The organism is Mycobacterium gordonae (genome assembly GCF_017086405.1).
Classification (GTDB): Bacteria; Actinomycetota; Actinomycetes; order Mycobacteriales; family Mycobacteriaceae; genus Mycobacterium; species Mycobacterium gordonae_D.
Genome location: NZ_CP070973.1, coordinates 3,662,612 through 3,686,624 on the forward strand (window position 1 = coordinate 3,662,612; position 24,013 = coordinate 3,686,624).

General features: G+C 67.3%; 17 protein-coding genes and 2 pseudogenes. 15 read left to right on the top strand and 4 right to left on the bottom strand.

The window, feature by feature from the left end; genetic code table 11:
- Window positions 1–408 precede the first annotated feature (408 nt).
- From JX552_RS33360 to JX552_RS15505, 7 genes and pseudogenes are all read left to right on the top strand, one after another.
- Window positions 409–1,657: pseudogene (locus JX552_RS33360) on the top strand (PPE family protein).
- Between the two features lie 79 nt (window positions 1,658–1,736).
- Window positions 1,737–3,145: pseudogene (locus JX552_RS15475) on the top strand (PPE family protein).
- Between the two features lie 40 nt (window positions 3,146–3,185).
- Entirely contained in the window at window positions 3,186–3,509 is a 324-nt protein-coding gene (locus tag JX552_RS15485; RefSeq protein WP_205872958.1) for a DUF732 domain-containing protein, read from the top strand.
- Window positions 3,510–3,693: 184 nt separating this feature from the next.
- Window positions 3,694–4,932: a PPE family protein gene (locus JX552_RS15490; RefSeq protein ID WP_205872959.1), complete on the top strand. Its 1,239-nt coding sequence runs from the start codon at window positions 3,694–3,696 to the stop codon at window positions 4,930–4,932.
- Between the two features lie 32 nt (window positions 4,933–4,964).
- The gene (locus tag JX552_RS15495; RefSeq protein WP_205872960.1) at window positions 4,965–6,371 is read left to right on the top strand and encodes a PPE family protein; all 1,407 of its coding nucleotides are present in this window, start codon (window positions 4,965–4,967) and stop codon (window positions 6,369–6,371) included.
- A complete protein-coding gene (locus JX552_RS15500; protein WP_205872961.1) occupies window positions 6,368–6,694 on the top strand; it encodes a DUF732 domain-containing protein in 327 nt (108 codons plus the stop codon). The genes JX552_RS15495 and JX552_RS15500 overlap by 4 nt, the downstream gene beginning before the upstream one ends.
- Window positions 6,695–6,790: 96 nt before the next feature.
- Window positions 6,791–7,516, top strand: coding sequence for an MgtC/SapB family protein (locus JX552_RS15505; RefSeq protein WP_205872962.1), 726 nt, complete (start codon window positions 6,791–6,793; stop codon window positions 7,514–7,516).
- Here JX552_RS15505 and JX552_RS15510 read toward each other — a convergent pair whose 3' ends face one another.
- Complete coding sequence (locus tag JX552_RS15510; protein ID WP_241011149.1) at window positions 7,517–8,683, bottom strand: NAD(P)/FAD-dependent oxidoreductase; 1,167 nt, start codon at window positions 8,681–8,683, stop codon at window positions 7,517–7,519.
- Window positions 8,680–9,612, bottom strand: a complete 933-nt coding sequence (locus JX552_RS15515) for an alpha/beta hydrolase fold domain-containing protein (RefSeq protein WP_205872964.1) — start codon at window positions 9,610–9,612, stop codon at window positions 8,680–8,682. The genes JX552_RS15510 and JX552_RS15515 overlap by 4 nt, the downstream gene beginning before the upstream one ends.
- A gap of 63 nt (window positions 9,613–9,675) precedes the next feature.
- On the opposite strand from JX552_RS15515, the gene JX552_RS15520 reads away from it, so the two are divergent.
- From JX552_RS15520 to JX552_RS15530, 3 genes are all read left to right on the top strand, one after another.
- Complete coding sequence (locus tag JX552_RS15520; protein ID WP_205872965.1) at window positions 9,676–10,629, top strand: sterol desaturase family protein; 954 nt, start codon at window positions 9,676–9,678, stop codon at window positions 10,627–10,629.
- A 100-nt stretch (window positions 10,630–10,729) separates the two neighbouring features.
- Complete coding sequence (locus JX552_RS15525; protein ID WP_205872966.1) at window positions 10,730–11,392, top strand: Rv1815 family serine proteinase; 663 nt, start codon at window positions 10,730–10,732, stop codon at window positions 11,390–11,392.
- A 420-nt stretch (window positions 11,393–11,812) separates the two neighbouring features.
- On the top strand, window positions 11,813–14,506 hold the full coding sequence (locus JX552_RS15530) for a PE family protein (protein ID WP_205872967.1): 2,694 nt from the start codon (window positions 11,813–11,815) through the stop codon (window positions 14,504–14,506).
- Here JX552_RS15530 and JX552_RS15535 read toward each other — a convergent pair.
- Window positions 14,496–14,936, bottom strand: a complete 441-nt coding sequence (locus tag JX552_RS15535) for a nitroreductase/quinone reductase family protein (RefSeq protein WP_205872968.1) — start codon at window positions 14,934–14,936, stop codon at window positions 14,496–14,498. The two genes, JX552_RS15530 and JX552_RS15535, sit on opposite strands and share 11 nt — an antisense overlap.
- A 112-nt stretch (window positions 14,937–15,048) precedes the next feature.
- Between JX552_RS15535 and JX552_RS15540 the strand changes: the two genes are divergently transcribed.
- The 3 genes from JX552_RS15540 (at window position 15,049) to JX552_RS15550 (ending at window position 17,826) form a co-directional block, all read left to right on the top strand.
- The gene (locus JX552_RS15540; protein ID WP_205872969.1) at window positions 15,049–15,738 is read left to right on the top strand and encodes a TetR/AcrR family transcriptional regulator; all 690 of its coding nucleotides are present in this window, start codon (window positions 15,049–15,051) and stop codon (window positions 15,736–15,738) included.
- A 100-nt stretch (window positions 15,739–15,838) separates the two neighbouring features.
- Entirely contained in the window at window positions 15,839–16,339 is a 501-nt protein-coding gene (locus tag JX552_RS15545) for a VOC family protein (RefSeq protein WP_205878471.1), read from the top strand.
- Complete coding sequence (locus JX552_RS15550) at window positions 16,336–17,826, top strand: FAD-binding protein (RefSeq protein WP_205872970.1); 1,491 nt, start codon at window positions 16,336–16,338, stop codon at window positions 17,824–17,826. Before JX552_RS15545 ends, JX552_RS15550 begins: the two co-directional genes overlap by 4 nt.
- 109 nt (window positions 17,827–17,935) lie before the next feature.
- Here the strand turns inward: JX552_RS15550 and bacA are convergent, their stop codons facing one another.
- Window positions 17,936–19,864, bottom strand: coding sequence for a vitamin B12 ABC transporter pemease/ATP-binding protein BacA (gene bacA / locus JX552_RS15555; protein ID WP_205872971.1), 1,929 nt, complete (start codon window positions 19,862–19,864; stop codon window positions 17,936–17,938).
- Window positions 19,865–19,958: 94 nt separating this feature from the next.
- On the opposite strand from bacA, the gene JX552_RS15560 reads away from it, so the two are divergent.
- Both JX552_RS15560 and secA2 read left to right on the top strand, forming a co-directional pair.
- Window positions 19,959–21,602 carry an acetolactate synthase gene (locus JX552_RS15560; protein ID WP_205872972.1) on the top strand — a complete coding sequence of 548 codons (1,644 nt, stop codon included), beginning with the start codon at window positions 19,959–19,961 and terminating at the stop codon, window positions 21,600–21,602.
- A gap of 34 nt (window positions 21,603–21,636) precedes the next feature.
- Complete coding sequence (gene secA2 / locus JX552_RS15565; RefSeq protein WP_205872973.1) at window positions 21,637–23,973, top strand: accessory Sec system translocase SecA2; 2,337 nt, start codon at window positions 21,637–21,639, stop codon at window positions 23,971–23,973.
- Window positions 23,974–24,013 lie beyond the last annotated feature (40 nt).

Consider the following 24,013-nt stretch of genomic DNA (forward strand, 5'->3'; position numbering starts at 1 on the left):
ATGCACGTTGGGCTTACAGCTACGGCCACCATTTTTAGCAACCGATTTGGTGGAAATCGGCGCGGGATCGCGCTTTCGTTGCCGCGATTGGCGATAGCGCTATTTGTCGTATGTCAACGTTTGCCACCCAGCCCTTAACACGGTCATGAACATGGCTCGAAAAGTTTTCAGATATAGCTGTAGCGCAATATCACGTCACGCTGCGTCCGGCGAGATTTCTTGTTTACCTTACGATCACGTAGCGGGAATGCGGCGAAAATAAACGCGGTCAAACATGGCATTGCAATGGGACACGGGGTCGGTGAGAGCGAAGAATTCGACACCGGTCGAGCCTTTTCGTCAGGATGCAAATGATCGCCCGATGTGGGGAAACCGGGCGACCATCGAGGGGTACAAGGGGGAACACCCATGGATTACGGGGCACTGCCACCCGAAATCAATTCCGGCCGCATGTATATCGGACCCGGTCCGGGCCCGATGCTGGCCGCCGCTGCCGCCTGGCATCAGCTTGGAGTCGAATTACATTTCAGTGCAGCATCTTACGCGTCGGCAGTTGAGAATCTCACCGCTGGAACCTGGTTGGGCCCGTCGGCGACCGCGATGGCGGCCGCGGTCGGTCCGTACGTGTCCTGGATGTCCGCCACTGCCGCCCGCGCCGACCAGGCGGCGGCGCAGGCCAAGATCGCCGTGGGTGCTTATGAAACCGCTTTTGCGGCAACGGTTCCCCCGCCGGTGATCGCGGCAAACCGCGCACTGTTGTTGTCGTTGACCGCCACCAATATCCTCGGCCAGAACACGCCGGCGATCGCCGCCACGGAGGCCCAGTATCAGGAGATGTGGGCCCAGGACGCCGCCGCCATGTACGGCTACGCCGGGTCCTCCTCGGCCGCAACACAATTGACACCATTCATCGAGCCACCGCAAACCACCGGCGCCGCAGGATCCAGCCTGCAGGGTGCCACGGTCGCCCAGGACACCGGATCAGACGTGGCTTCGCAGCTGTCCCACCTGGTCACTTCGGTGCCCACCGCACTACAGAACCTCGCGACAACCCTCGGCGCGGCGCCGACGACGGGGTCCACGTCACTCGTGCAATGCCTCGCCGTGCCTCAGTTGGCCACCGCCTCGCTGCCGCCGTGGCTGTCGACGAAACTCTCGAACTGGAACACCGTCACAGGAACGCTCCGGCGGCCCGTTCGTGTCGTTCGGTCAGGTTTACGCCTACGGTCAGAACGGCCAGAGTCTGGCGTCTTTCTTCGCGCCGCCACAGCCGATCACCGGTGCGCTCGCACCTATCGCTCAGTCGATTCCGCCGCACCTGACCAGCGTCGATGGTGCAGCCTCCGGCGCCATGGGACGGGCGGCCCTGGTGGGCAGCTTGTCGGTGCCGCAGGGGTGGACCACCGCCGCTCCGGCCATCAGGACGGTCGCGGCGACGCTCTCCACAACTTTGGCGGCGGCTCCCGCGGCCACCCTGACGGGGGAATCGGGAGTCTTCGGACAGCTGGCCGCGTCCAGCCTGGCGGAACGCGCGCTGGCCGCCAGCACGGCAACGTCGGGGAGCGACGGCGCGGCCGCCGCGTCACTGGGCGGCCTCGTGGCCGAAGTCGATCACGCCGCGGCCATGATCTTCGTCCTCCCGGCAATGGAGGAATGAGCCCGTCACCGTGGTGACCACGAATGATGTTCCGGCACAACTAATTCAGACGTGTCATCGGAGCAGGGGGTAGACCGGGATGTTCTTTGCAGCGTTTGCGCCGGAGATCAATTCGGGCCGGATGTACAGCGGTCCGGGCGCGGGACCCATGTTGGCGGCCGCGGAGTGCGTGGAACGGGCTCGCCGCTGAGCTGCAGTCAACCGCCGCGGCCTTGACGGGGGTAATCTCCGGCCTGATCAGCGGACCCTGGGTCGGTCCGTCGTCGGCGGCCACGGCCGGGGCGGCAACACCCTACGTGACCTGGGTGAGCGCCACCGCCGCACAAGCCACGCAGACGGCCGGCCAGGCCGCGGCGGCGGCCTCCGCGTACGAGACCGCGTTCGCCGCACATGTGCCGCCAGAGGAGATCGCGGCCAACCGGGCGCAATTGGCATCGCTGATGGCCAGCAACCTGTTCGGGCAGAACACCGCGGCTATTGCCGCCACCGAGGCCCAGTATGGCGCGTTCTGGGCGCAGGACGCGCTCGCTATGGACACGTATGCCGGTGCGTCGGCCGCCGCGAGCAAGGTGACGCTCTTCACCGAGCCTCCCCAGATCGTCAACGCGGGCGGGCTGGCCAAACAGGCCGCGGCGGCCGCGCAATCCGCCGCCACATCGAGCGGCACCCTCGTGCAATCCGTGCTGGCCACCGGGGACCCCGTTTTCGGGCTTGCTGCAGGTTTCGGCGAACCTGAGCACCGATTACACGGCCACCATCAACGCTCTCCTGAACGGCATGTTCGGGCCTGCCGGGGCGTCGACGTACACGACCCTGTACTCGGCGCTCAAGGTGCCACTGGGCTTCACCACCCAGTTCAACGACATCGGCCTGCTGATCAACTTCCCGGCATCGCAGTTCCTCAAGTTCGGCCCGCACTCGGCAGCGGGGCTCGCCGAGCTACCGAAAGACGCGCTCGGCGGCGGGCTGGCGGCCCCGCATTGGGGGCGGGGCTGGCTGACCGGCGCCGAGTCGGCGCCTTCCGCCAACTTCGGACACGGAACCTCGGTCGGAGCCCTCACGGTTCCGCCGAGCTGGGCCGCCAACACCCCGGCCATCCGGACCATCGCTGCCGCGCTGTCGGCGGCCGGCCCGGAAGCCGTCCCCGCCGCCGAGCTCGGCCAGGGCGGGCTGCTCAGTTCGATGTCGCTGGCGGGTATGACCGGAGCGGCCCTAGGCGCCGCAGCGCCCGGCCCGTCCGGACGAGCCGGAACGCGCAGCCACGTCACACCCGTCAAGGACCTCAAAGACCTCAAGTCGCCGGAAATGCTTAGACGCATGGTGGCTCAGATATCGGAAAGGCCGGACAGCGTCCAGCACCACACGGTCGATCAGGACGGTCTGGACAGCCTGCTCGAACAATTGGCCAAGAAGCCCGGTATCCACGCGGTGCACCTGTCGAAGCGCGGCAAGTCATCAGTCGTACCGCCGGATGCGCAATTGGGCTGACGGGCGCCTGCGGACGCCGGAAACCACGAAAGGTATCGACATGAGGATGCTTCTCGCGACGATCGGGCTGGGCGCCACCATCGGCTTCGGCGCCCCGGCGCACGCCGACCCGTCAGACACCAATGGCGGGGACGATGCCGCGTTTCTCGCCGCTCTCCACACGGCCGATATCGGCTACAACTCACCGGCTCAAGCGGTTCGGTCCGCTCGGGCGGTGTGCACCTGCCTGAACAACGGCGAGTCGGGTCTGGAGCTCGTTCACGACGTGCAGGTCCACAACCCGGCCTTCAATCTCGACGCCGCTGCCGAATTCGCCGTGCTCTCGTCTCAGTTCTACTGCCCGCAACACCTCTCGAAGAGCTGACGAAACTTCTTCCGCCTAACTGAATTTCGGTTCCCACGCCGCTACCACGATGCGCAAATACGTGGAATTGCGCGGAGTGTCATTGGGACATCTGGTGGACTTCATATGAGATCCGCCGGACCTGCCCGCATAACGTGACAGCGGCGATTACCATGGCGGCCACAATGGGGACCGGAGGAAATAGATGGACTTCGGGGCGTTGCCGCCGGAAATCAACTCGGGACGCATGTACATGGGGGCAGGACCTGGGTCGATGCTGGCTGCCGCAGCGGCATGGGATGCCCTGGCCGCCGAGATGCACTCCACGGCGGCGTCCTACCGTTCGACGATCCAGGGGTTGACGGTCGGGTCATGGCAGGGTCCGGCGGCGGCCTCGATGCTGTCTGCAGCCGCGCCGTTCGTGGCATGGCTTACCGCGACGGGCACCCAGGCGGAGCAGACGGCGGCGCAGGCCAAGCTCGCGGTGGGCGCCTACGAAGCCGCATTCGGGGCCACCGTGCCCCCGCCCATCATCGAGGCCAACCGCAACCTGCTGATGGCGTTGGTCGCCACCAACCTGCTGGGCCAGAACACGGCGGCGATCGCTGCCACCGAAGCGCAGTACGTGGAGATGTGGGCCCAGGATGCCGCGGCTATGTACGGGTATGCGGCATCCTCGGCGGCCGCGACACAGTTGACGCCCTTCACCGAGCCCCCGGAGACCACCGACCCCTCGGCTGCGGGACGACAGGCCGCGGCGGTCAGCGAGGCAGTCGGCGCCGCCGAGGCGCAATCGGGGCTGTCGCAACTGATGACCGCAGTGCCTAACGCGCTGCAGGCGGTAGGTCCGGCAGCGGCCGCACCGGCGGCTTCGACGCCCATCGGCTCGGTCATCGACGCGATAAATCCGTATGTGGTGGCGATCCGACCCTTGTTCGCTGCTATCACCGGTGCCTACAGTCCGATCATCGGATTCGTTCTCGCCGGCGGCTGGTGGCTCTTCGCGTTGCAGATCCTCGGCTTGTCGCAAAATGCGCCGGGGGTTGCCGCGCTACTGAATACCGGAGGCAAGCCGATTGCCGGCCTGTCGCCGCTACGCGGGGGCTACGTGGCCGCAGTCACTCCCGGAGTCGCCGGGTCGATGGGTCAGTCCACCCTGGTTGGATCCCTGTCGGTGCCACAAGGCTGGGTGACCGCAGCTCCGGTCATGAGAACGATGGCGTCCGTACTGCCCGCCGCCAGCCCCGCCGCTCTGGCCGCAGCCCCGGCGGCTGCCGAGGGCGGCCTGTTCGGCGAGATGGCCATGGCGAGTCTGGCCGGACGCGCGCTCGCCGGCGCCAGCATCCGCACCGTGGGTAACGGTGGTGCGGGCAGCAGCGGTGGCGTCGCAGCGGCCGACGACGTCGCCACCACGGCGACCATCATCGTGATACCGGCGGACTGACTCATGACATCCGCAGCAGAAAGGCCGGGCTTATGAGCTTTGCGGTGCGACCACCGGAGATCACTTCCGCCCTCATGTACGCCGGGCCAGGCGCGGCGCCGATGATTGCGGCCGCTGTTGCATGGGACAGCTTGGCGGCTGAATTACAGTCCACGGCATCCTCGTACGGCTTGATCGTCGACGGGTTGGCCAACGAATCGTGGACCGGTACGTCGGCGGCCGCCATGGCAGCGGCTGCCGCACCCTATGTGGCGTGGATGTCAGCGACCGCGGCGCAGGCCAAGGCGGCCGCCGACCAGGCGAACGCGGCCGTGACCGCGTACGAGACCGCGTTCGCGGCCGTGGTACCGCCGACGGAGATTGCGATCAACCGCAGCCAGTTGGCTCTGCTGGTGGCAACCAACCTCTTTGGGCAGAACACGGCCGCCATCGCGGCGCTAGAGGCGCAGTACGGGGAGATGTGGGCCCAGGACACCGCCGCAATGCTGGGTTACACCACGTCGTCGGCGGCGGCCGTGCGGCTGACGCCCTACACCGAACCACCGCAGATCACCAACGAATCAGGCCTGGCCGCCCAACAAGCTGCGGTCGGACAATCCAGCGGGTTGGCGGCGGGTACCGCGGCGGCGACTGCCGCCGCGGCCGCACCCACCGCGGCGCCGGTGTTTCCGTTCGACATCGTCCTGCAGGTCTTTCAGGCACTGGGCAGCGGGGGCACCGCGTACATCCAAGCTATGGGTCAGCTTCTCAACGCCCTGACTGGTACGCCGTTAGCGGCCTCAACCTGGGAAAACACCTTCGGAATTCTGGCAGACATCGGGCGCTTCAGTGTGGTTGCCAACGACAGCATGAGCGTGCCCAACCTCGGCATGACCGAGTTCAAGCTCTTCTGGAAGCCTCCTCTGGAAGACATCCCGAAATCCGCGCTGGGAGCCGGGCTCGGGATGGCACCGTCGGCGGGCCTGACCAGCGCGACATCGGCGAACGTGGGTGCGGCCAACGTGGTGGGCAAGTTGTCGGTGCCGCCGAGTTGGGCTTCAGCGACTCCGGCGATCAGGATGGCCTCGACGGCGCTACCTGCCACCAGCCTGGCGGCGGCGCCCATGGCGGGTATGCCGGCAAACCTGGTCAACCAGATGGCTCTGGGGAGTATGACTGGTGGCGCACTCGGCGCCGCCGGCGCTGAAGTCCTCAGCGGCAGTGGTGCCCGTGCCCGCGCCAACGGTGGAAAAGGCCATGTCGAACCGGTCAAGCTGGACAGCGTCATCGCAAAATTGCAAAAGGAGCCGGACTCGGTGAAACACTGGAATGTCGACAAGGCCGGCCTTGACGCGCTGCTCGACAAGCTGTCGAAAGAGCCGGGAATCCACGCGGTACACGTCTCGAATAAGGACAAGCCCAAGGTGACACTGCCGGATGCGCAATTGGGTGGCACATGAGGCCGGCGATCGCAGCGGCCGCAGTCGTCGCCACGATCGCTTTCGCCGCCCCGGCGCATGCGGACCCCGATGGCGATGACGCGACGTTTCTCTCCGCTCTGGCCGATGCGGGCATCACGGTGCCCGACCCGGCTCAGGCAGTCGTATCCGCCCAAGCCGTGTGCGGGTTGATGCGCAACGGTGAAACCGGGCTGCAGGTGCTGACCGACGTGCGAAACCAAAATCCCGGACTGACCCTCGACGGCGCGGCCATGTTCACGGCCATCGCGTCGAACACGTATTGCCCCGAGCATCTGGGCCAACCGGAGGGCGGCTACTTCTAGCCGGAGCTTCTGGCGGAATGCGGTTGCCCGGCGGCCACCTCGTGTTAACCCGATTCTGATTGGCTGCCGTAGCGGGCCCAGGAGAGGAGTAGCGCCGTGCACACGCTGACTATCGCCGATTTCGCGCTGCGCCTGGCCGTCGGTGTGGGATGCGGCGCCCTGATCGGACTGGAGCGTCAGTGGCGGGCCCGCATGGCGGGTCTGCGCACCAATGCCCTGGTGGCAGCGGGCGCCACGCTGTTCGTGTTGTACGCCGCGGCCACCGAGGACAGCAGCCCCACGCGGGTCGCGTCCTATGTGGTGTCCGGCATTGGATTCCTGGGCGGTGGCGTCATCCTTCGTGAGGGCGCCAATGTCCGCGGACTCAACACGGCCGCCACTCTGTGGTGCTCAGCCGCCGTAGGCGTACTGGCCGCCTCCGGTCACCTGGTGTTCGCCCTGATCGCGACCGGCACCGTTGTCGCCATCCACCTGTTGGGGCGCCCGCTGGGCCGGCTCATCGATCACGACAACTCCGGCGACGAGGACGAGGGGCTCGAGCCCTACCAGGTCCAGGTGGTCTGTCGCCCCAAGTCGGCGAAGTATGCGCGCGCCCAGATCGTGCAGCACACCCGCAGTAACGACATCATTCTGCGCGGTATCCATACCGGACAAGCCGTGGACAACGTCGCGTTGACCGCGCATGTGCTGCTGGGCGGCCACTCGGCGGCGAAGCTGGAACGGCTGGTGGCGGAGTTGTCGCTGCAACCCGGCATCTATGCGGTGCACTGGTACGCCGGCGACCCGGTCAGCCCGATGCTGCAAACTGGCCAGTCGGACTGATCAAGGCCGTGCCTGCAGCTCCGGCGCGGCCGCAGCCAGCAAGTCGGCGCGGCTGGCGGTCAGCGGCGGATAGATGCGCTTGGTGTTGATGGTCTGCTTGGTCCGCTTGGCCTGCTCGCCCTGTGCCACCACGATGCGGTCCCACCCCTCGGTATACACCGCCCCCGCCGGACCGAGGTCCAAAACCGTTACATACCAAGGGATTCGAAGCGCAATCAGCGGCTTTCCAAGCAAATCGCTGACGACGTTGTACCCCGCGTACCGTCCCATCGGCCGACCATGCTGACACGACATGACCGACAGGTGCTTGTCGTCCATCTGGGCGGCGGCCACATCGCCGGCGGCGAAGATCGCCGGCACCCCGATCACCCTTAAATAGTCATCGACCGCAACGCGCCCCAACCGGTCAAGGGGCACCGGCAACTGCTCGGTCAGCGCATTGGCCCGCATCCCGGCGCACCACACCACCGTTGCGGTGTCGAGTCGCTCACCCGAACTCAGCGTGACGCCGGCCGGGTCCACGGAGGTCACGCTCACCGCGGTGCGACACTCGACACCGTTGCCAGACAACGCCTTCTCGATAACCGGCCGGGCCGATGCGCCCATGTCGGAGCCAACCAGAGGGTTGTGGTCGACCAGCACCACCCGTGGCGTCATACCCAGTTCGCGGAGCCGGTGCGGCAGCTCGCAGGCCGTTTCGATCCCCGTCAACCCGGCGCCGACCACCACCACGGTGGCCTCCGCCGGCGCGCCCGCCAGCGCTTCCAGATGGTGGCGGAGGCGCATAGCGCCGTCGTAGGTGTCGACGTCAAATCCGAACTCGCGCAGCCCCGGAAGGTCGGGCTTGTTAACCCGGCTGCCGGCCGCGAGGACCAGGCGGTCATATTCGTATGTCGCTCCGGCTGACGTGGTGACCGTGCGGGCGGCGGAGTCGATGTGCGTCACCTCGGCGGTGATATGTGCGACGCCAACGGGGTCGAGCAACTCGGCCAGGGGGATGCGGCAGCCGCTCAGGTCGTCCTCGTAGTTGCGCACCCGGATGTCATGGAATGGTTGCGTGCTCAAGACCGTGATGGCGACACTGCCCGGCGGGGCCGCGAGCTCGTCGAGTCGCCGGGCAGCCCCGAGCGCGGTCCACAACCCCGCGAATCCGGAGCCGATAATCAGGACCCGGTTCGCTCCGACAGCACGTCGCGGATCTGGCCCAGTGTCAGTTTGGCCTTGTGCCCGGGAAGCAACATCCACGTGTGCATGCCTCCTTCGAGTTCGAACCAGCCGATGTCCATACCTTCGGACGTCGCACGCCTGCGGAAGGCGCGCGCGTCGGGATTGAGTACATCATGGGTTCCGGTGAACACTGTCAGGCGCGGCAACCCGTCCAGCGGCCCAACGCTCGGACTGAGCAGGGGACTGTCGAGCGGATCGCCGCCTGCGTAGCGAATGCCGGCGGCCCGCAGATCGTCGAGGTTGAGAAACGGGTCGATCTTGGCGACGTTCGGCACGTCCGGGTCGGGCAGCCCGAGATGCATCCAGGGAGACAGCAGCAATGCGTCCGTCGGTTGTGGCAGCCCGGCGTCGCGCACCGCGTGGCACAACGCAAAGGCCATCCCGCCGCCGGCCGAATCTCCCATGAACGCAACTGACTTCGGGTCATGCGTGTCCAGGATGCGGCGGTAGAGCTGTAGCAGGAAGGGGAACACCTGTCGGTAGTTGTGTTCGGGCGCGATCGGGTAGATCGGCACCGTGATCGTGCGCCGCAGCATGGTGGCCAGGCGCGCGATGGCCGGCCAGTGGAAGTGCGGCAGCAGATCCAGCACGTAGGCGCCGCCGTGCAGGTAGATCAGGTGGCCGGTGTGTTCACGGGCATCGAGGTGACGCGGGCTGACCTCGTAGACCGGGCGGCCGTTGAGGTCGTCGCGGACGACGTCGATCTTCTTCAGCACCAACTTGGAGGGCAGGCCGCAGTAGGGCGGGCGGGGGTTGGCGGCCCAGCTGGCCAGCTTTGCCGGCGGGAACATCCGGTTCCGCACACCGGACGCACGCAGCAGCCGCTGGGTCACGTGAGGTTTGCGCACCGGGCGCGTCAGAGTCCTCACCAGCGCCTGCCGTGGTGGCATAACCCGGCACGGGTGGGCGGCGCTGTCAGTAATCTGTCAGCTGTGAGTGCTATTACGGGCTTCTTCGCGGGGCTGCCCCCCGAGATGCGGGATCCGGTGCTGTTCGCCATCCCTTTCTTCCTCTTGCTGTTGACGCTGGAGTGGACCGCGGCACGCAAGCTGGAGAAGCTTGACGCCGCTGCTGCCAAGAACCCGGCGCCGGACAGGCCTTCTTCTGGTGCGTACCTCACCCGCGATTCGATGGCGAGCATCTCGATGGGTCTGGTGTCGATAGCCACGACTGCCGCGTGGAAGACCTTGGCGCTGTTCGGGTATGCCGCAATCTATGCCTACCTCGCTCCCTGGCACCTCCCTGCGACGCAGTGGTACACGTGGGTCGCCGCGATCGTAGGCGTAGACCTGCTCTACTACGCCTATCACCGCGTCGCCCACCGTATCCGGCTTATTTGGGCTACCCACCAGGCCCATCACTCAAGCAAGTACTTCAACTTCGCCACCGCGCTGCGCCAGAAGTGGAACAACAGCGGCGAAATCCTGATGTGGGCGCCGCTGCCGCTGCTGGGGCTCCCGCCATGGATGATCTTCTTCAGCTGGTCGCTGAACCTGATCTACCAGTTCTGGGTGCACACCGAGCGCATCGACAAGCTGCCGCGCTGGTTCGAGTTCATCTTCAACACCCCGTCGCATCACCGCGTGCACCACGGCAGGGACCCGGTGTACCTGGACAAGAACTACGGCGGGATCTTCATCGTCTTCGACCGCATGTTCGGCAGCTTCCAGAAGGAGCTGTTCCGGCCGCACTACGGGCTGACCAAGCAAGTTGACACGTTCAACATCTGGAAACTCCAGACGCACGAATACGTCGCGATCGCCCGCGACGTGCGCTCGGCGAGCCGGCTGCGCGACTGCTTCGGCTACGTGTTCGGCCCCCCGGGCTGGACGCCACGCAAGGCCGGCCACACCAGGGGAGCCCCGCCCCTGGCTGCGTCACGGTAACGAAGCGGTCTCCTTGTGCGAATTCCTCTACGGGGTTATCAATCCGTAACCTCGTTAGGGGAGGTCGGCGCCGTGTCGGCCTGAGATGGATCGGAGTCCGATGGTGCGCCGCACGGTGTTGCATTCACTAACCGCATCCCTGATGCTCGTCGCGCCGGTGTCGGCGCTCGCGCCGGCAACTGCCAGCGCGGACCCCACCGTGGTCTATCCGGGAATGGAGATCCACCAGGAGAATCGCGTGTGCACGCTGGGCTTCGTGGACGTCCGCATGCACACGGCGTACACGGCCGGGCACTGTCGCGGGGGCGGCGCGGTGACCGACCAGGCCAACAACGTCATCGGGCACATGACGACCTTCCGCGACAACACCCCGACCGGGTCGACGGTGGCCACCGACCAGGTCATCGCCGACTACGAAGCGATCGCCCTGGCCGACAACGTGGCGGTGAGCAACGCTCTACCGGGTGGACGTCAGTTACGGTCGGGGCCCGGCACGGTAAGTCCCGGCCAGGCGGTCTGCCACTTCGGCATCATCACCGGCGAGACCTGCGGGACGGTGGAAAGCGTCAACAACGGTTGGTTCACTATGACCAACGGGGTACAGACCCAGCAAGGCGACTCGGGCGGGCCGATCTATCTCGCAGGGGACGGGTCCGGCCAGATCGTCGGGATCTTCAACAGCGTGTGGGGCACTCTGCCCGCCGCGGTCTCGTGGGCATCGGTCACCCAGCAGGTGCGCGAAGACACCGGCTTCAACCCGTAATGTTCCGACACCGCTTTCCGCCACATTATTAGAACCGGTTTCTAATTCGTGGCTTCAGCGTCGGATCCATATGCTATCCACAGAATTCTCAGCGCCCCACGATCCAAAGCCGAGTCATCAATGCTGACAATGACTTTGGTGCAGCACTAGCCCATTCGAGCCGTGCCGTCGCCAATGACGGCGAGCTGGCTATATACCAATTAGCCAGACAAATCAATGGCGGCATTAATTGGCTCTGATTCCCGAAAGTGAGCCACTTTCTCGGCTGCTGAAGATACGATCCGGATCTGGGTTACTCGCTACTCCGCATGCACGCTTAGCGGCCGCTGTCGATGACCCTGCCCCAGTCGGGGCACTCGCCGGGATCGGGCCCCGGGAACCGTCAAATTCGTTCCTCACACGGAAAGACAGGCCCGTTTCATGTCCCATGTGCTCGTTTTGCCGACAGCGATGACGTCCGTGGCCGCAGACCTCGCCGGAATCGGATCGGTGGTCCGCACGGCCAATCAGATAACGGCCGGAGCCACCACCGGCCTACTCGCCGCTGCCGAGGATGAGGTGTCGGCGGCCGTCGCGGCCCTGTTCTCGACCCATGGCCAGGCCTATCAGCAACTCAGCATCCAGGCGGCGGCAGTTCACGAGCAATTCGTGCGCACGCTGATGGCAAGTGCGGATGCCTATGCCTCCGCCGAGGCCACTGGTGCCGAGCAGCTGTTGCTGGAGGTTGTCAACGCCCCGACCCGAATGCTGCTGGGACGACCCCTGATCGGTAACGGCACCGACGGAGCGGCGGGAACGGGAGCCAACGGCGGGGCAGGTGGGCTCCTGTGGGGTGATGGGGGCAACGGCGGGTCGGGAGCGCCCGGACAGTCTGGCGGCCGGGGCGGGGATGCGGGCTTCTTCGGCAATGGCGGCCGGGGCGGGGCGGGCGGCATCGGCCGGACGGGCACCGCCGGATCATCCGGCGCCCAAGGCGGTACGGGCGGAGCCGGCGGCACGGGCGGCGCGGGCGGCAATGGCGGAATGTTCTGGGGTGCCGGTGGGGCGGGCGGTGGCGGCGGTACGGGCGGCGTCGGAGGCACTGGCGGAGCCGGCGTCGCAGGGTCGACCGGCATAGACGGCGTCGCCGCCGGGGCCGGCGGCGCTGGCCAGGCCGGTGGCCAGGGCGGTATGGGCGGCGTCGGTGGCGCCGGAGGAGCCGGCGGCGCCTCTGGGTTCTTCGGCGGCGGCTCGGGAACCACTGGCGGTAGCGGCGACGGCGGCATGGGCGGCACCGGCGGATTAGGCGGTCACGGCGGGACCGGTGCCGCGGACACCGGTGCCGGCGCGGGCACCGGCGGCGCGGGTGGCGCCGGCGGCGCCGCGGGCCTGGGCGGCAGCGGAGCGATCGCGGGCAGCGCCGGAACCGGCGGCAACGGTGGGACCGGCGGCACCGGTGGCACCGGGCTGGAGGGCGCAACCGGCACGGGTTCGAACGGCAGCGGCGGCGACGGCGCCCGAGGCGGCGCGGGCGGGGTCGGCGGTGTAGGCGGATCGGGCAATGGCGGGGTCAACGGTGATGGCGGTGCCGGCGGCAACGGCGGCACTGGCGGCAAAGGCGGCTCCGACACTGGCGCCGCCTCCGGCGGTGAGGGCGGAACCGGTGGAGAGGCAGGGCGTGGCGGCGCCGCCGGTACCGGCGGCACCGGTGGACGGACCGGCGATTCCGGCGTGGGTGGCACCGGCGGAGCCGGCGGTACCGGCGCCAGCGGCGGCTCTGGCGGCGAAGGCGGGGTGTCGCGAGGCTACGGGGCCGGGAACGCCACCGGCGGAACTGGCGGCGCCGGAGGCACGGCGACGGCGGGCGCCGGCGGAGATGGTGGCCGCGGCGGCGATGTGTTCCACGAGGGGAGCGGAAACGCGTTAGGCGGGGCGGGCGGGACTGCCGGAGTGGGACCTGGTGGCAGCGGTGCGGGGGGCGCCGGTGGCGATGCGACGCAGACCGGAACCGGAAACGCGACCGGCGGAGCCGGCGCCGCCGGCACCGACGGCGGCACGACCGCGGTAGGTGGTGACGGCGGGGATGGCGGCTTCGGCATCGTCGATAGCGCCACGTCAGCGGCGACCGCCACTGGCGGTGCCGCCGGCGCGGGCGGCACCGGCACCGCCGGCGGCCATGGCGGTAGCGGCGGGAGCGCTCTTACCAGCGGCATTGGCAATGCAGCCGCCGCCGCGGGCGGGGCCGGCGGCTACGGGATCGATGGCAGCGGAGGCGACGGGGGAGCGGGCGGCCTTGCTTACACTGCCAACACCTCGTCGGCCGCGACCGCCACCGGAGGTGTGGGCGGGGCCGGGGGCGCCGGGGTCACGGGGGGACAGGGCGGCGCGGGAGGCGCCGCGGGAACCGAAGGCACGACGAGCCCTGTTGCCGGTAAGGGCGGCGCCGGTGGCTCCGGCACTTCTGGAAACGGGGGCAACGGCGGAGAAGGGGGACTTGCCTATGCCGGCCCATCGTCGTCGGTCGATGCCGTCGGCGGCGCGGGCGGTGCAGGTGGGGACAGTCTGACGGGAGCCGGCGGAGCCGGCGGAGCCGGCGGTGGCGCCAGGAACCTGGGCAGCGGCGACGCCCGTGGAGCAGACGGAGCGCTCGGGGGCTCGGGTGCCGCCGGCGGCGGCGCTGGTGGCAGCGGCGGCGACGCGGAGAACGGTGGAACGGGCAATGCCACCGGCGGCGACGGCGCAGCCGGGACCAGCGGCGGCTTCAGCGGCGCCGGTGGTGCCGGCGGAAACGGCGGTGTCGCTTCGATCTACAACGACGTCTCGGCCGCCGCGGCCATCGGGGGTGCCGGCGGCAACGGCGCCGACGGCGGGGCGAGCGGCGGCGCGGGCGGTCGCGGCGGGAATGCCGTGGCGTGGATGGACAACGGCAGCGCTTCCGCCCAGGGTGGAGACGGCGGTAACGGCGGGGCCGGGACCCAGCCTGGCGGTAACGGCGGAAATGGCGGCGACGGCGGAAACGCGTTGGGCTTCGCCACGCTCAGCCCAGGTGTTGGCGGCAGCGGTGGGCAGGGCGGTGCGTTGGGCATGGACGGCGTGGGAGGCGCGTCCGGAAAAGCCGGCACCCCTAACGCGTGAGCGCGAATGCCGGAATCCGGGCAGCGACGGCACGCAGCTCGCCGTCGTGCGATTCCGGCGTGACTCCGCCGACGTAGTCCTTCACCTGCCAATACCACCGTTGCAGATAAGTGCGCAAAATCTCTGGCTTGTCGTCGTCGGCGAGTTCGGTGACCCGTGCCGGTCGCCGCCGCCAGCGTGGCCCCGTCTCGACGAAACCGGCCGCCCTGACATTGCGGGCCCACTGGGTATTGCCGCGCGGCGAGACGAGATACTCGACGCCGTCGACGGTAAGCAGGTTGACGACCACGCTGTGTGGTTGACCGGTCTTGCGCCCCCGCACCTTCAGGGCACGGGTGCCGGCGATGCTGATGCCCGATTCGGCGAGCCAGCGAATGGCGGCTGTAGCGACGCGGGCGGCTGTGTTCGGCTGTTGATACTGGGTGGGCATCGCGGACCTCCCTAAAGCAAATAGAGAGCACTGCTCTCGCTTGAGGAACAACGTGTCACAATCGAGACCGAAAAGCAAGAGCAGTGATCTCGTTCCTGTCAAACTTGCTCACGTGGGCAAACGTCGGGAATCGCGCGAGCAGATCGAGGCGAGGATCATCGAGCTCGGGCGCCGCCACCTGGTGGACCACGGAGCGGCCGGGCTGTCGCTGCGCGCCATCGCTCGCGAGCTGGGCATGGTGTCCTCAGCCGTCTACCGCTACGTGGCCAACCGGGACGAGCTGCTGACGTTGCTGCTTGTCGACGCCTATTCCGACCTGGCCGAAGCCGTCCGACAAGCCCGCGACAGCACCGAAAGCGACTCGTGGAGCGAGGACGTACTGGGCATTACGCACGCGGTGCGCGCCTGGGCGGTAGCACACCCGGCCCATTGGGCGTTGCTCTACGGCAGCCCGGTGCCCGGGTACCACGCGCCGCCGGAGCGCACCGCGGGAGTCGGCACCCGCGTGGTGGCAGAATTGTTCGACGCCATCGCTGCGGGCATCACCACCGGCGACATCATGCTCACCAGTGACGCTGCGCCACAACCGATGTCATCGGACTTCGGGCGCATTCGGCGAGAATTCGGGTTTCCCGGCGACGACCGCGTGATGGCCAGATGCTTCCTGCTGTGGGCCGGCGTGCTGGGCGCCATCGGCATGGAAGTGTTCGGGCAGTACGGAGCCGACACCGTAACCGATCCCAAGAGCGTGTTCGACACCCAGGTGCGGCTGCTGATCGGCTTGTTCGGCCAGCAGAACTAGAACATGTTCACCCCCGGTGGCGGACCGTGACAGCGGCGCAGACGGCAAAGTTTTTCCCGGTTCTTTCTGCCGACCGCCCGCTGAGATAGTCTGCGAGACGATGAACTTTCTTGGAACGTCACCGATCCAGATCGCCTGGGTGACGCCGGACTTGGACGCCACAGAAACCGCTCTCACCGGGCTTTTAGGTGTTCGCAAGTGGGTGCGGATACCCGATGTGCACTTCGGTCCGGACACCTGCCGCCTGCGCGGCGAGCCCGCCGACTTCATCGCGAGCATCTCCCTGAGCTACCTCGGCGACATGCAGCTGGAGCTGATCGCACCGGTTCAGGGGGAGAATATCTATAGTGAATTTCTGCGGGACGGCGGCCCGGGCCTGCACCACATCTGCATGGAGGCCGAAACGCGCGAGGCGTTCGACGCCGCACTGGCCGATGCGGCACTGCACGACGCCGAGGTGGTGCAACAGGGCGTGATGCCCGGCGGCATCCACTTCGCGTACGTCAGCGCGCCACAGGCGGGTGTCCCGTTCGTGGAGATCGCCTACCTCTCACCCGAGATCAAAGCGTTCTACGACTACATCAAACAGGAGCAGCGGTGAGCACCGACATCCCCACCACCGTGAACGCGGACTCGGTCGAGTCCTGGTCCGACGAGGTCGACGTGCTCGTGATCGGCTTCGGCATCGCCGGCGGCTGTGCCGCGGTCAGCGCCGCAGCCGCGGGCGCCCGTGTGCTGGTGCTCGAGCGGGCCGCTGCCGCGGGGGGCACCACCTCCATGGCAGGCGGCCACTTCTACCTCGGTGGGGGTACCGCCGTCCAGGAAGCGACTGGCCATTCCGACTCGCCGGAGGAGATGTACAAGTACCTGGTCGCGGTGTCCCGCGAACCAGAGTTCGACAAGATCCGCCGCTACTGCGACGACAGTGTCGAGCACTTCAATTGGCTTGAGGCGCTTGGGTTTCAGTTCGAGCGCAGTTTCTACCCCGGTAAGGTGGTGGTGCCGCCGGGCACCGAGGGCCTGAGTTACACGGGCAACGAAAAGGTCTGGCCGTACTGCGAGCAGGCCAAGCCGGCGCCGCGTGGGCACTCCGTGCCCGTCCCCGGCGAATTGGGCGGCGCCGCAATGGTGATCGAACTACTGGTCAAGCGCGCCGCCGAACTCGGCGTCCAGGTCCACTACGAAACCGGGGTCACCCACCTCGTCGTCGACGACGACGCGGTTGTCGGTGCGAGTTGGAAGCGTTTCTCCGAAAGCGGCGCCGTGCGGGCGAAGTCCGTCGTCATCGCGGCCGGCGGTTTCGCGATGAACCCCGACATGGTCGCTGAGCACACTCCGGCACTGGGTCAGCCACGGCGCACCAAACATCACGGCCTGGTGGCTCCCTACATCCTGGGCAATCCCCACGACGACGGACTCGGCATCCGATTGGGGATGTCGGCCGGCGGCGCCACCAAGAACATGGACGAGCTGTTCATCACCGCGGCTGCCTATCCGCCGGAGATCCTGCTGACCGGTCTGATCGTCAACCAGCAGGGCAAGCGATTCGTCGCCGAGGACTCCTACCATTCGCGCACTTCGGCGTTCGTGCTGGAGCAGCCGGAGCAGACCGCGTATCTGATCGTCGACGAAGCGCACATGAAGATGCCCGAGATGCCACTGATCAAGTTCCTCGACGGCTACGAGACCATCGCCGAGATGGCGACCGCGCTCGGCATCCCTGCGGGAAACCTCGAGAAAACGCTGCAGCGCTACAACGAATATGCCGCCGGGGGTGACGACCCGGACTTCCACAAGCAACCCGAATACGTTGCACCGCAGGACAAAAGCCCCTGGGCGGTATTCGATCTGTCGCTCGGGCGGGCGATGTACTCCGGATTCACCATGGGCGGCCTGACGGTGACCGTCGACGGAGAGGTGCAGCGCACGGACGGCAGTGTCATTCCCGGGCTTTATGCGGCCGGTGCGTGCGCCTCAAACATCGCCCAGGACGGCAAAGGGTATGCCAGCGGGACGCAGCTAGGTGAGGGATCATTCTTCGGGCGCCGTGCCGGAGCGCACGCGGCCCGACACGCCGGGGGCGGGTAGGCGCAGTCGCCGCCGAGTTTGCCGCCATGGTGGTGGTCGCGGGCCGAACCACAGCCCTCATGGCAATTTCGGCGCCGCCGACACCACCCTGGCGACCCGTCCAGCCCGCTCAGGAACTGCCGGAAGCGACCGCCTGCTTGTCGACCGGACCCAGCCGCCACTGCGCCTCACCGAGCAGTTCCAGGTGGCGCCCGTGGTGTTGTTCGACGGTGGGCCGGTGACTGACGCTGACCACGATGGTGTCCGGCAGCTCGGTTCGCACCAGCTTATACAGCGCGTACTCCAGACCGGGATCGAGCGCCGAGGTGGACTCGTCGAGGAAGACGGCCTTGGGTTTGGTGAGCAGGATCCGTGCGAACGCGACGCGCTGCTGCTCGCCGGGTGACAGCACCTTGGCCCAGTCCTGATCCTCGTCGAGACGGTCGATCAGCGGCGCCAGAGCGACTTTGGTCAAGACGTCGTGCAACTCAGCATCGGAGACGTCCTCCGTCGACAGTGGGTAGCAGACCACCGAACGCAGATCCCCCAGCGGCACATAGGGCAGCTGGGACAGAAACATCGTTTCGTTGTCGCCGCCGGGGCGGTGCAGGGTGCCGGAAGCGAACGGCCACAACTCCGCGAGACTGCGCAGCAGGGTGGTCTTGCCGGATCCGGAGCGTCCGGTGATCACCAGCGAGTCGCCGGTCTCAAGTCGCACGTCCAGCGGATCGATCAACCGGTCGCCGTCCGGCCGGCGAACCTCGACGTTGTCGATCTCCACCGACCCGTCGTCGCTCGGCAGTGCAAGCACCGACGGCAACGCCCGCCCTTGCTCGTTGGCTTCGACCAGCCCGTGCAGCCGGATGATGGCCGCCCGGTACGACGCGAACGAGTCGTAGGCATTCCGGAAGAACGACAACGAATCCGAGATGTTGCCGAACGAGGATGCCGTCTGGCTGACGTCACCGAAATCGATTGCACCGGCGAACAATCGAGGCGCCTGGATCAACCACGGCAACGGCACGATCGCCTGACTGACCGCCAGGTTCCAGCCGTAGAAGCCGACACTGCGGTTGACGTACTTGAGGTAGTTGTCGATGACGGGGGTGAAACGCTTACGCAACTGGATGCGTTCGGCCCGCTCACCGCGGTAGAAGCCGACCGCCTCCGCGGCATCGCGCACCCGCACCAACGCGTATCGGAAAGCGGCGTTGAGCTTTTCGTTGCGGAAGCTCAGCCAGATCAGCGGACGACCGATCATGAACGAGATGATCGTGGCGATCAACACATAGACGATGACCGTCCAGAACATCACGCGGGGGAAGGAAACCCCGAAGAAGGTGAGCGTGCCGGACAGGTTCCACAGGATCGCGGTGAAGGACACCACCGAAATAACCGACTGCACCGCACCGAACAACAAGATGCTTCCCGTTCCGGTGCCCGGCTGATTCGGTCCGTTTCCGGTTCCGGCGGTGAAGATGTCGATGTCCTGCTGGATGCGCTGGTCGGGGTTGTCGATCGTCTCGTCGATGAACAGGTCCCGGTAGTAGGCCCGGCCGGCCAGCCAGTCCCCGGTGAGGTGGTCCGTCAGCCATACCCGCCAGGCGACGATGAAACGCTGCGTCAGGTAGATGTCGGCCATCACCCGGGCCACGTGAATCACGGCCATGATGCTGAAGATTCCGATCGACATCCAAAAGCCGTGCACACCAGAGTTTTTGACGACATCGTTATCGCTGGCCGCACCCTGGAATGCCTTCTGCAAGGCGGTGTACATGTCGTTGCCCTGGTAACTGAACAACACATTGAGCCGTACCGCCAGCACCACCGACAGCAGCAGCACACCGAACATCAGCCACACCCGCACACTGTGGCGACCGGTGAAGTATCCGCCCGTGATCCGCCAGAACTGACGACCCCACGGGGTGAGATACCGGAAAGCCACCAAGGCGAGCAGGACGGCGGCCGCACTGATCGTCCACGCGATGGCGGTCCACCGCAGCGAGTCGACCAGCGCATGGGCCCAATCAATCGAGAACGTGAACGGCTTCGGACCCACGGTCTTGTCTCCTCACAGTCGAGGTGTTCTGCGCGGCTGAGCAACAGAAATCCTCCGGCGAAGGTACCCGACGGCGGATGGATAGGCTGCGATGATGACTACCGACGCCGCGCCCGCCCAAGCCCTGCACGCCGGCCGACTCGTCGCCCGCCGGCTCAAGGCCAGCGGCATCGACACGCTTTTCACCCTGTCCGGCGGCCACCTGTTCTCGATCTACGACGGCTGCCGCGACGAGGGCGTCCGGCTCATAGACACCCGCCATGAGCAGACCGCGACGTTCGCCGCCGAGGGCTGGTCCAAGGTGACCCGGGTGCCTGGGGTGGCCGCCCTCACCGCCGGGCCCGGCATCACCAACGGCATGAGCGCGATGGCTGCCGCTCAACAGAATCAGTCGCCGCTGCTGGTGCTCGGCGGCCGGGCGCCGGCGTTGCGCTGGGGGATGGGCTCGCTGCAGGAGATCGACCATGTGCCGTTCGTGGCGCCACTGGCCCGCTTTGCCGCCACCGCACAGTCGGCGCAGGACGCCGGCGCACTCGTCGACCAGGCGTTGCGGGCGTCGGTCGGTGCCCCCTCCGGGGTCGGATTCGTCGACTTTCCGATGGACCACGTGTTCTCGATGGCCGAGGATGACCGCAGCCCGGGCGCGCTGAGCACCTTGCCGAGCCCGCCCAGCGTCGACGCCGACGCGCTGGATCGGGCCGTCGACCTGCTGTCGCGGGCGCAACGGCCGGTGATCATGGCGGGCACCAACGTCTGGTGGGGGCACGGGGAAACCGCCCTGCTACGCCTCGCCGAACGATTGCGCGTCGCCGTGCTGATGAACGGGATGGCCCGCGGCATGGTGCCCGCCGACCACCCGCTGGCGTTCTCGCGGGCCCGTTCGAAGGCGTTGGGCGGAGCCGACGTTGCGCTGATCGTCGGAGTACCGATGGATTTCCGGCTCGGCTTCGGGGGAGTGTTCGGTGCCGACACGCAACTCATCGCCGTAGACCGCGCCCGGCCGGAGCGCGGACATCCGCGGCCGGTGGCCGCCGAACTGTATGGCGACCTGACCGAAATCCTTTCCGCGCTGGCGGGATCGGGCACCTCTGACCACCAGCAGTGGACCGACGGACTCCGGGCCGCCGAAACCTCCGCGCGCGAATCCGAGCTGGCCGAACTCGCCGACGACCGTATTCCGCTGCACCCGATGCGGGTGTACGCCGAATTGGCTCCGCTGCTGGACCGCGACGCCATCGTCGTCATCGATGCCGGTGACTTCGGGTCCTACGCCGGCCGGGTCATCGACAGCTACCAGCCGGGCTGCTGGTTGGACAGCGGCCCCTTCGGCTGTCTGGGCTCGGGTCCCGGCTATGCGCTGGCAGCCAAACTGGCCCGACCCGAACGGCAGGTCGTGCTGCTGCAGGGCGACGGCGCGTTCGGGTTCAGCGGCATGGAATGGGACACCCTGGTCCGGCACAACGTGCCGGTGGTGTCGGTGGTGGGCAACAACGGCATCTGGGGACTGGAGAAGCACCCGATGGAGGCGCTGTACGGCTATTCGGTGGTGGCCGAGCTGCGGCCCGGGACCCGGTACGACGAGCTGGCACGCGCGTTGGGCGGTCACGGCGAGTTGGTGTCGGCACCCGCTGAGCTTCGCCCGGCGCTGGAACGTGCCTTCGCCAGCGGGCTACCGGCGGTCGTCAACGTCCTCACCGACCCGAGCGTCGCCTACCCGCGCCGTTCGAACCTGGCCTGATCGGGCCTGACCGCAGTTCGCGTACCGTTTAGCTGTGCCGAAGACCACCCGCTCCCAGCCCGGACGGCTGAGCAGCCGCTTCTGGCGCCTGCTCGGCGCCACAACGGAAAAGAACCGCAGCCGCTCGATGGCCGTGGTGACCGATGCCGAGGAGTACGAGAAGGAAGCCGCCGATCTCAGCGACGAGAAGCTGCGCAAGGCTGCGGGGCTGCTCAACCTGGACGATCTTGCGGACTCCTCGGACATTCCGCAGTTTCTCGCTATCGCGCGCGAGGCGGCCGAGCGTGCGACGGGGCTGCGGCCGTTCGATGTCCAGTTGCTCGGGGCGCTGCGGATGCTGGCCGGCGACGTGATCGAAATGGCGACCGGTGAGGGCAAGACGTTGGCCGGGGCGATCGCGGCGGCGGGCTACGCGCTGGCCGGTCGCCACGTGCACGTCGTGACCATCAACGACTACCTGGCGCGCCGCGACGCGGAATGGATGGGACCGTTGATCGAGGCGATGGGACTGACCGTCGGCTGGATCACCGCCGAGTCGACCAGTGCCGACCGCAGGGCGGCCTACGACTGCGACGTCACCTACGCCTCGGTCAACGAGATCGGCTTCGACGTGCTGCGCGACCAGCTGGTCACCGACGTCGACGACCTGGTGTCGCCCAATCCCGATGTCGCGTTGATCGACGAGGCGGACTCGGTGCTGGTCGACGAGGCGCTGGTGCCGCTGGTGCTCGCCGGCACCACCCACCGGGAGACTCCGCGGCTGGAGATCATCAAGCTGGTCGGCCAGCTCGTCCACCACAAGAACGCCGAGGACTACTACGCCACCGACGCCGACAGCCGCAACGTCCACCTGACCGAAATGGGCGCCCGCAAGCTAGAGAAGGCGCTCGGCGGCATCGATCTGTACTCCGAGGAGCACGTCGGCACCACGCTCACCGAGGTCAACGTCGCCCTGCACGCACACGTACTGCTGCAGCGCGACGTCCACTACATCGTGCGCGACGACGCGGTGCACCTGATCAACGCCTCCCGTGGCCGCATCGCCCAGCTGCAGCGCTGGCCGGACGGCCTGCAGGCCGCCGTCGAGGCGAAGGAGGGCATCGAGACCACCGAGACCGGCGAGGTCCTCGACACCATCACCGTCCAGGCACTGATCAACCGCTACACCACCGTTTGCGGCATGACCGGCACCGCGCTGGCCGCCGGTGAGCAGCTGCGCCAGTTCTACAAGCTCGGCGTGTCGCCGATTCCGCCGAACACCCCGAACATCCGTGAGGACGAGTCGGACCGCGTCTACATCACCGCCGCCGCCAAGAACGACGCGATCGTCGAGCACATCGCCGACGTGCACGAGACCGGCCAGCCGGTCCTGGTCGGGACCCGCGACGTCGCAGAGTCCGAGGATCTCTACGAGCGGCTGACCCGCCGCAGCGTGCCCGCAGTACTGCTCAACGCCAAGAACGACGCCGAAGAGGCCCAGGTGATCGCCGAAGCCGGGACCTATGGCTCGGTCACGGTATCCACCCAGATGGCCGGGCGCGGCACCGACATCCGCCTGGGCGGGTCCGACGAATCCGACCACGACCGCGTTGCCGAGCTGGGTGGGTTGCATGTGGTCGGCACCGGCCGACACCACACCGAGCGTCTGGACAATCAGCTGCGCGGCCGAGCGGGACGCCAGGGCGACCCAGGTTCGTCGGTGTTCTTTTCAAGTTGGGAAGACGACGTGGTGGCGGCCAATCTTGACAGCAACAAGCTGCCCACCGAAACCGACGAGGACGGCCGCATCCTCAGCCCGAAGACCAATACTCTGCTCGACCATGCGCAACGGGTCGCCGAGGGCCGGCTGCTCGACGTGCACGCGAACACCTGGCGTTACAACCAGCTCATCGCCCAGCAGCGCGCCATCATCGTCGATCGGCGAAACACTCTGCTGCGCACGCCAACTGCGCGTGAGGAGCTGGAGGAACTGGCGCCCAAGCGGTACAAGGAGCTGCGCGAAGAGGTCTCCGAGGAACGGTTGGAGAAGATCTGCCGCCTGATCATGCTCTACCACCTCGACCGCGGCTGGGCCGACCACCTGGCCTACCTGGCCGACATCCGCGAGAGCATCCATTTGCGCGCCCTAGGGCGGCAGAATCCGCTCGACGAGTTCCACCGGATGGCGGTGGACGCGTTCGCATCGCTGGCTGCCGACGCCATCGAGGCCGCTCAACAGACCTTCGAGACGGCGAACATCCTCGAGGACGAGCAGGGCCTGGATCTGTCCAAGCTGGCCCGCCCCACGTCCACGTGGACGTACATGGTCAACGACAACCCGTTGTCCGACGACACGCTTTCCACCCTGAGCCTGCCCGGCGTCTTCCGCTGAGTCCTCGGTCCGCCGTGCGGACCGCATCGTCACCGGGCTA

Coding starts and splice junctions, on each gene's coding strand:
- JX552_RS15485 (WP_205872958.1), top strand. CDS start 3,186: ATGAGGATGCTTCTCGCGACGATCGGGCTGGGCGCCACCATCGGCTTC.
- JX552_RS15490 (WP_205872959.1), top strand. CDS start 3,694: ATGGACTTCGGGGCGTTGCCGCCGGAAATCAACTCGGGACGCATGTAC.
- JX552_RS15495 (WP_205872960.1), top strand. CDS start 4,965: ATGAGCTTTGCGGTGCGACCACCGGAGATCACTTCCGCCCTCATGTAC.
- JX552_RS15500 (WP_205872961.1), top strand. CDS start 6,368: ATGAGGCCGGCGATCGCAGCGGCCGCAGTCGTCGCCACGATCGCTTTC.
- JX552_RS15525 (WP_205872966.1), top strand. CDS start 10,730: ATGGTGCGCCGCACGGTGTTGCATTCACTAACCGCATCCCTGATGCTC.
- JX552_RS15530 (WP_205872967.1), top strand. CDS start 11,813: ATGTCCCATGTGCTCGTTTTGCCGACAGCGATGACGTCCGTGGCCGCA.
- JX552_RS15535 (WP_205872968.1), bottom strand. CDS start 14,936: ATGCCCACCCAGTATCAACAGCCGAACACAGCCGCCCGCGTCGCTACA.
- JX552_RS15545 (WP_205878471.1), top strand. CDS start 15,839: ATGAACTTTCTTGGAACGTCACCGATCCAGATCGCCTGGGTGACGCCG.
- JX552_RS15560 (WP_205872972.1), top strand. CDS start 19,959: ATGACTACCGACGCCGCGCCCGCCCAAGCCCTGCACGCCGGCCGACTC.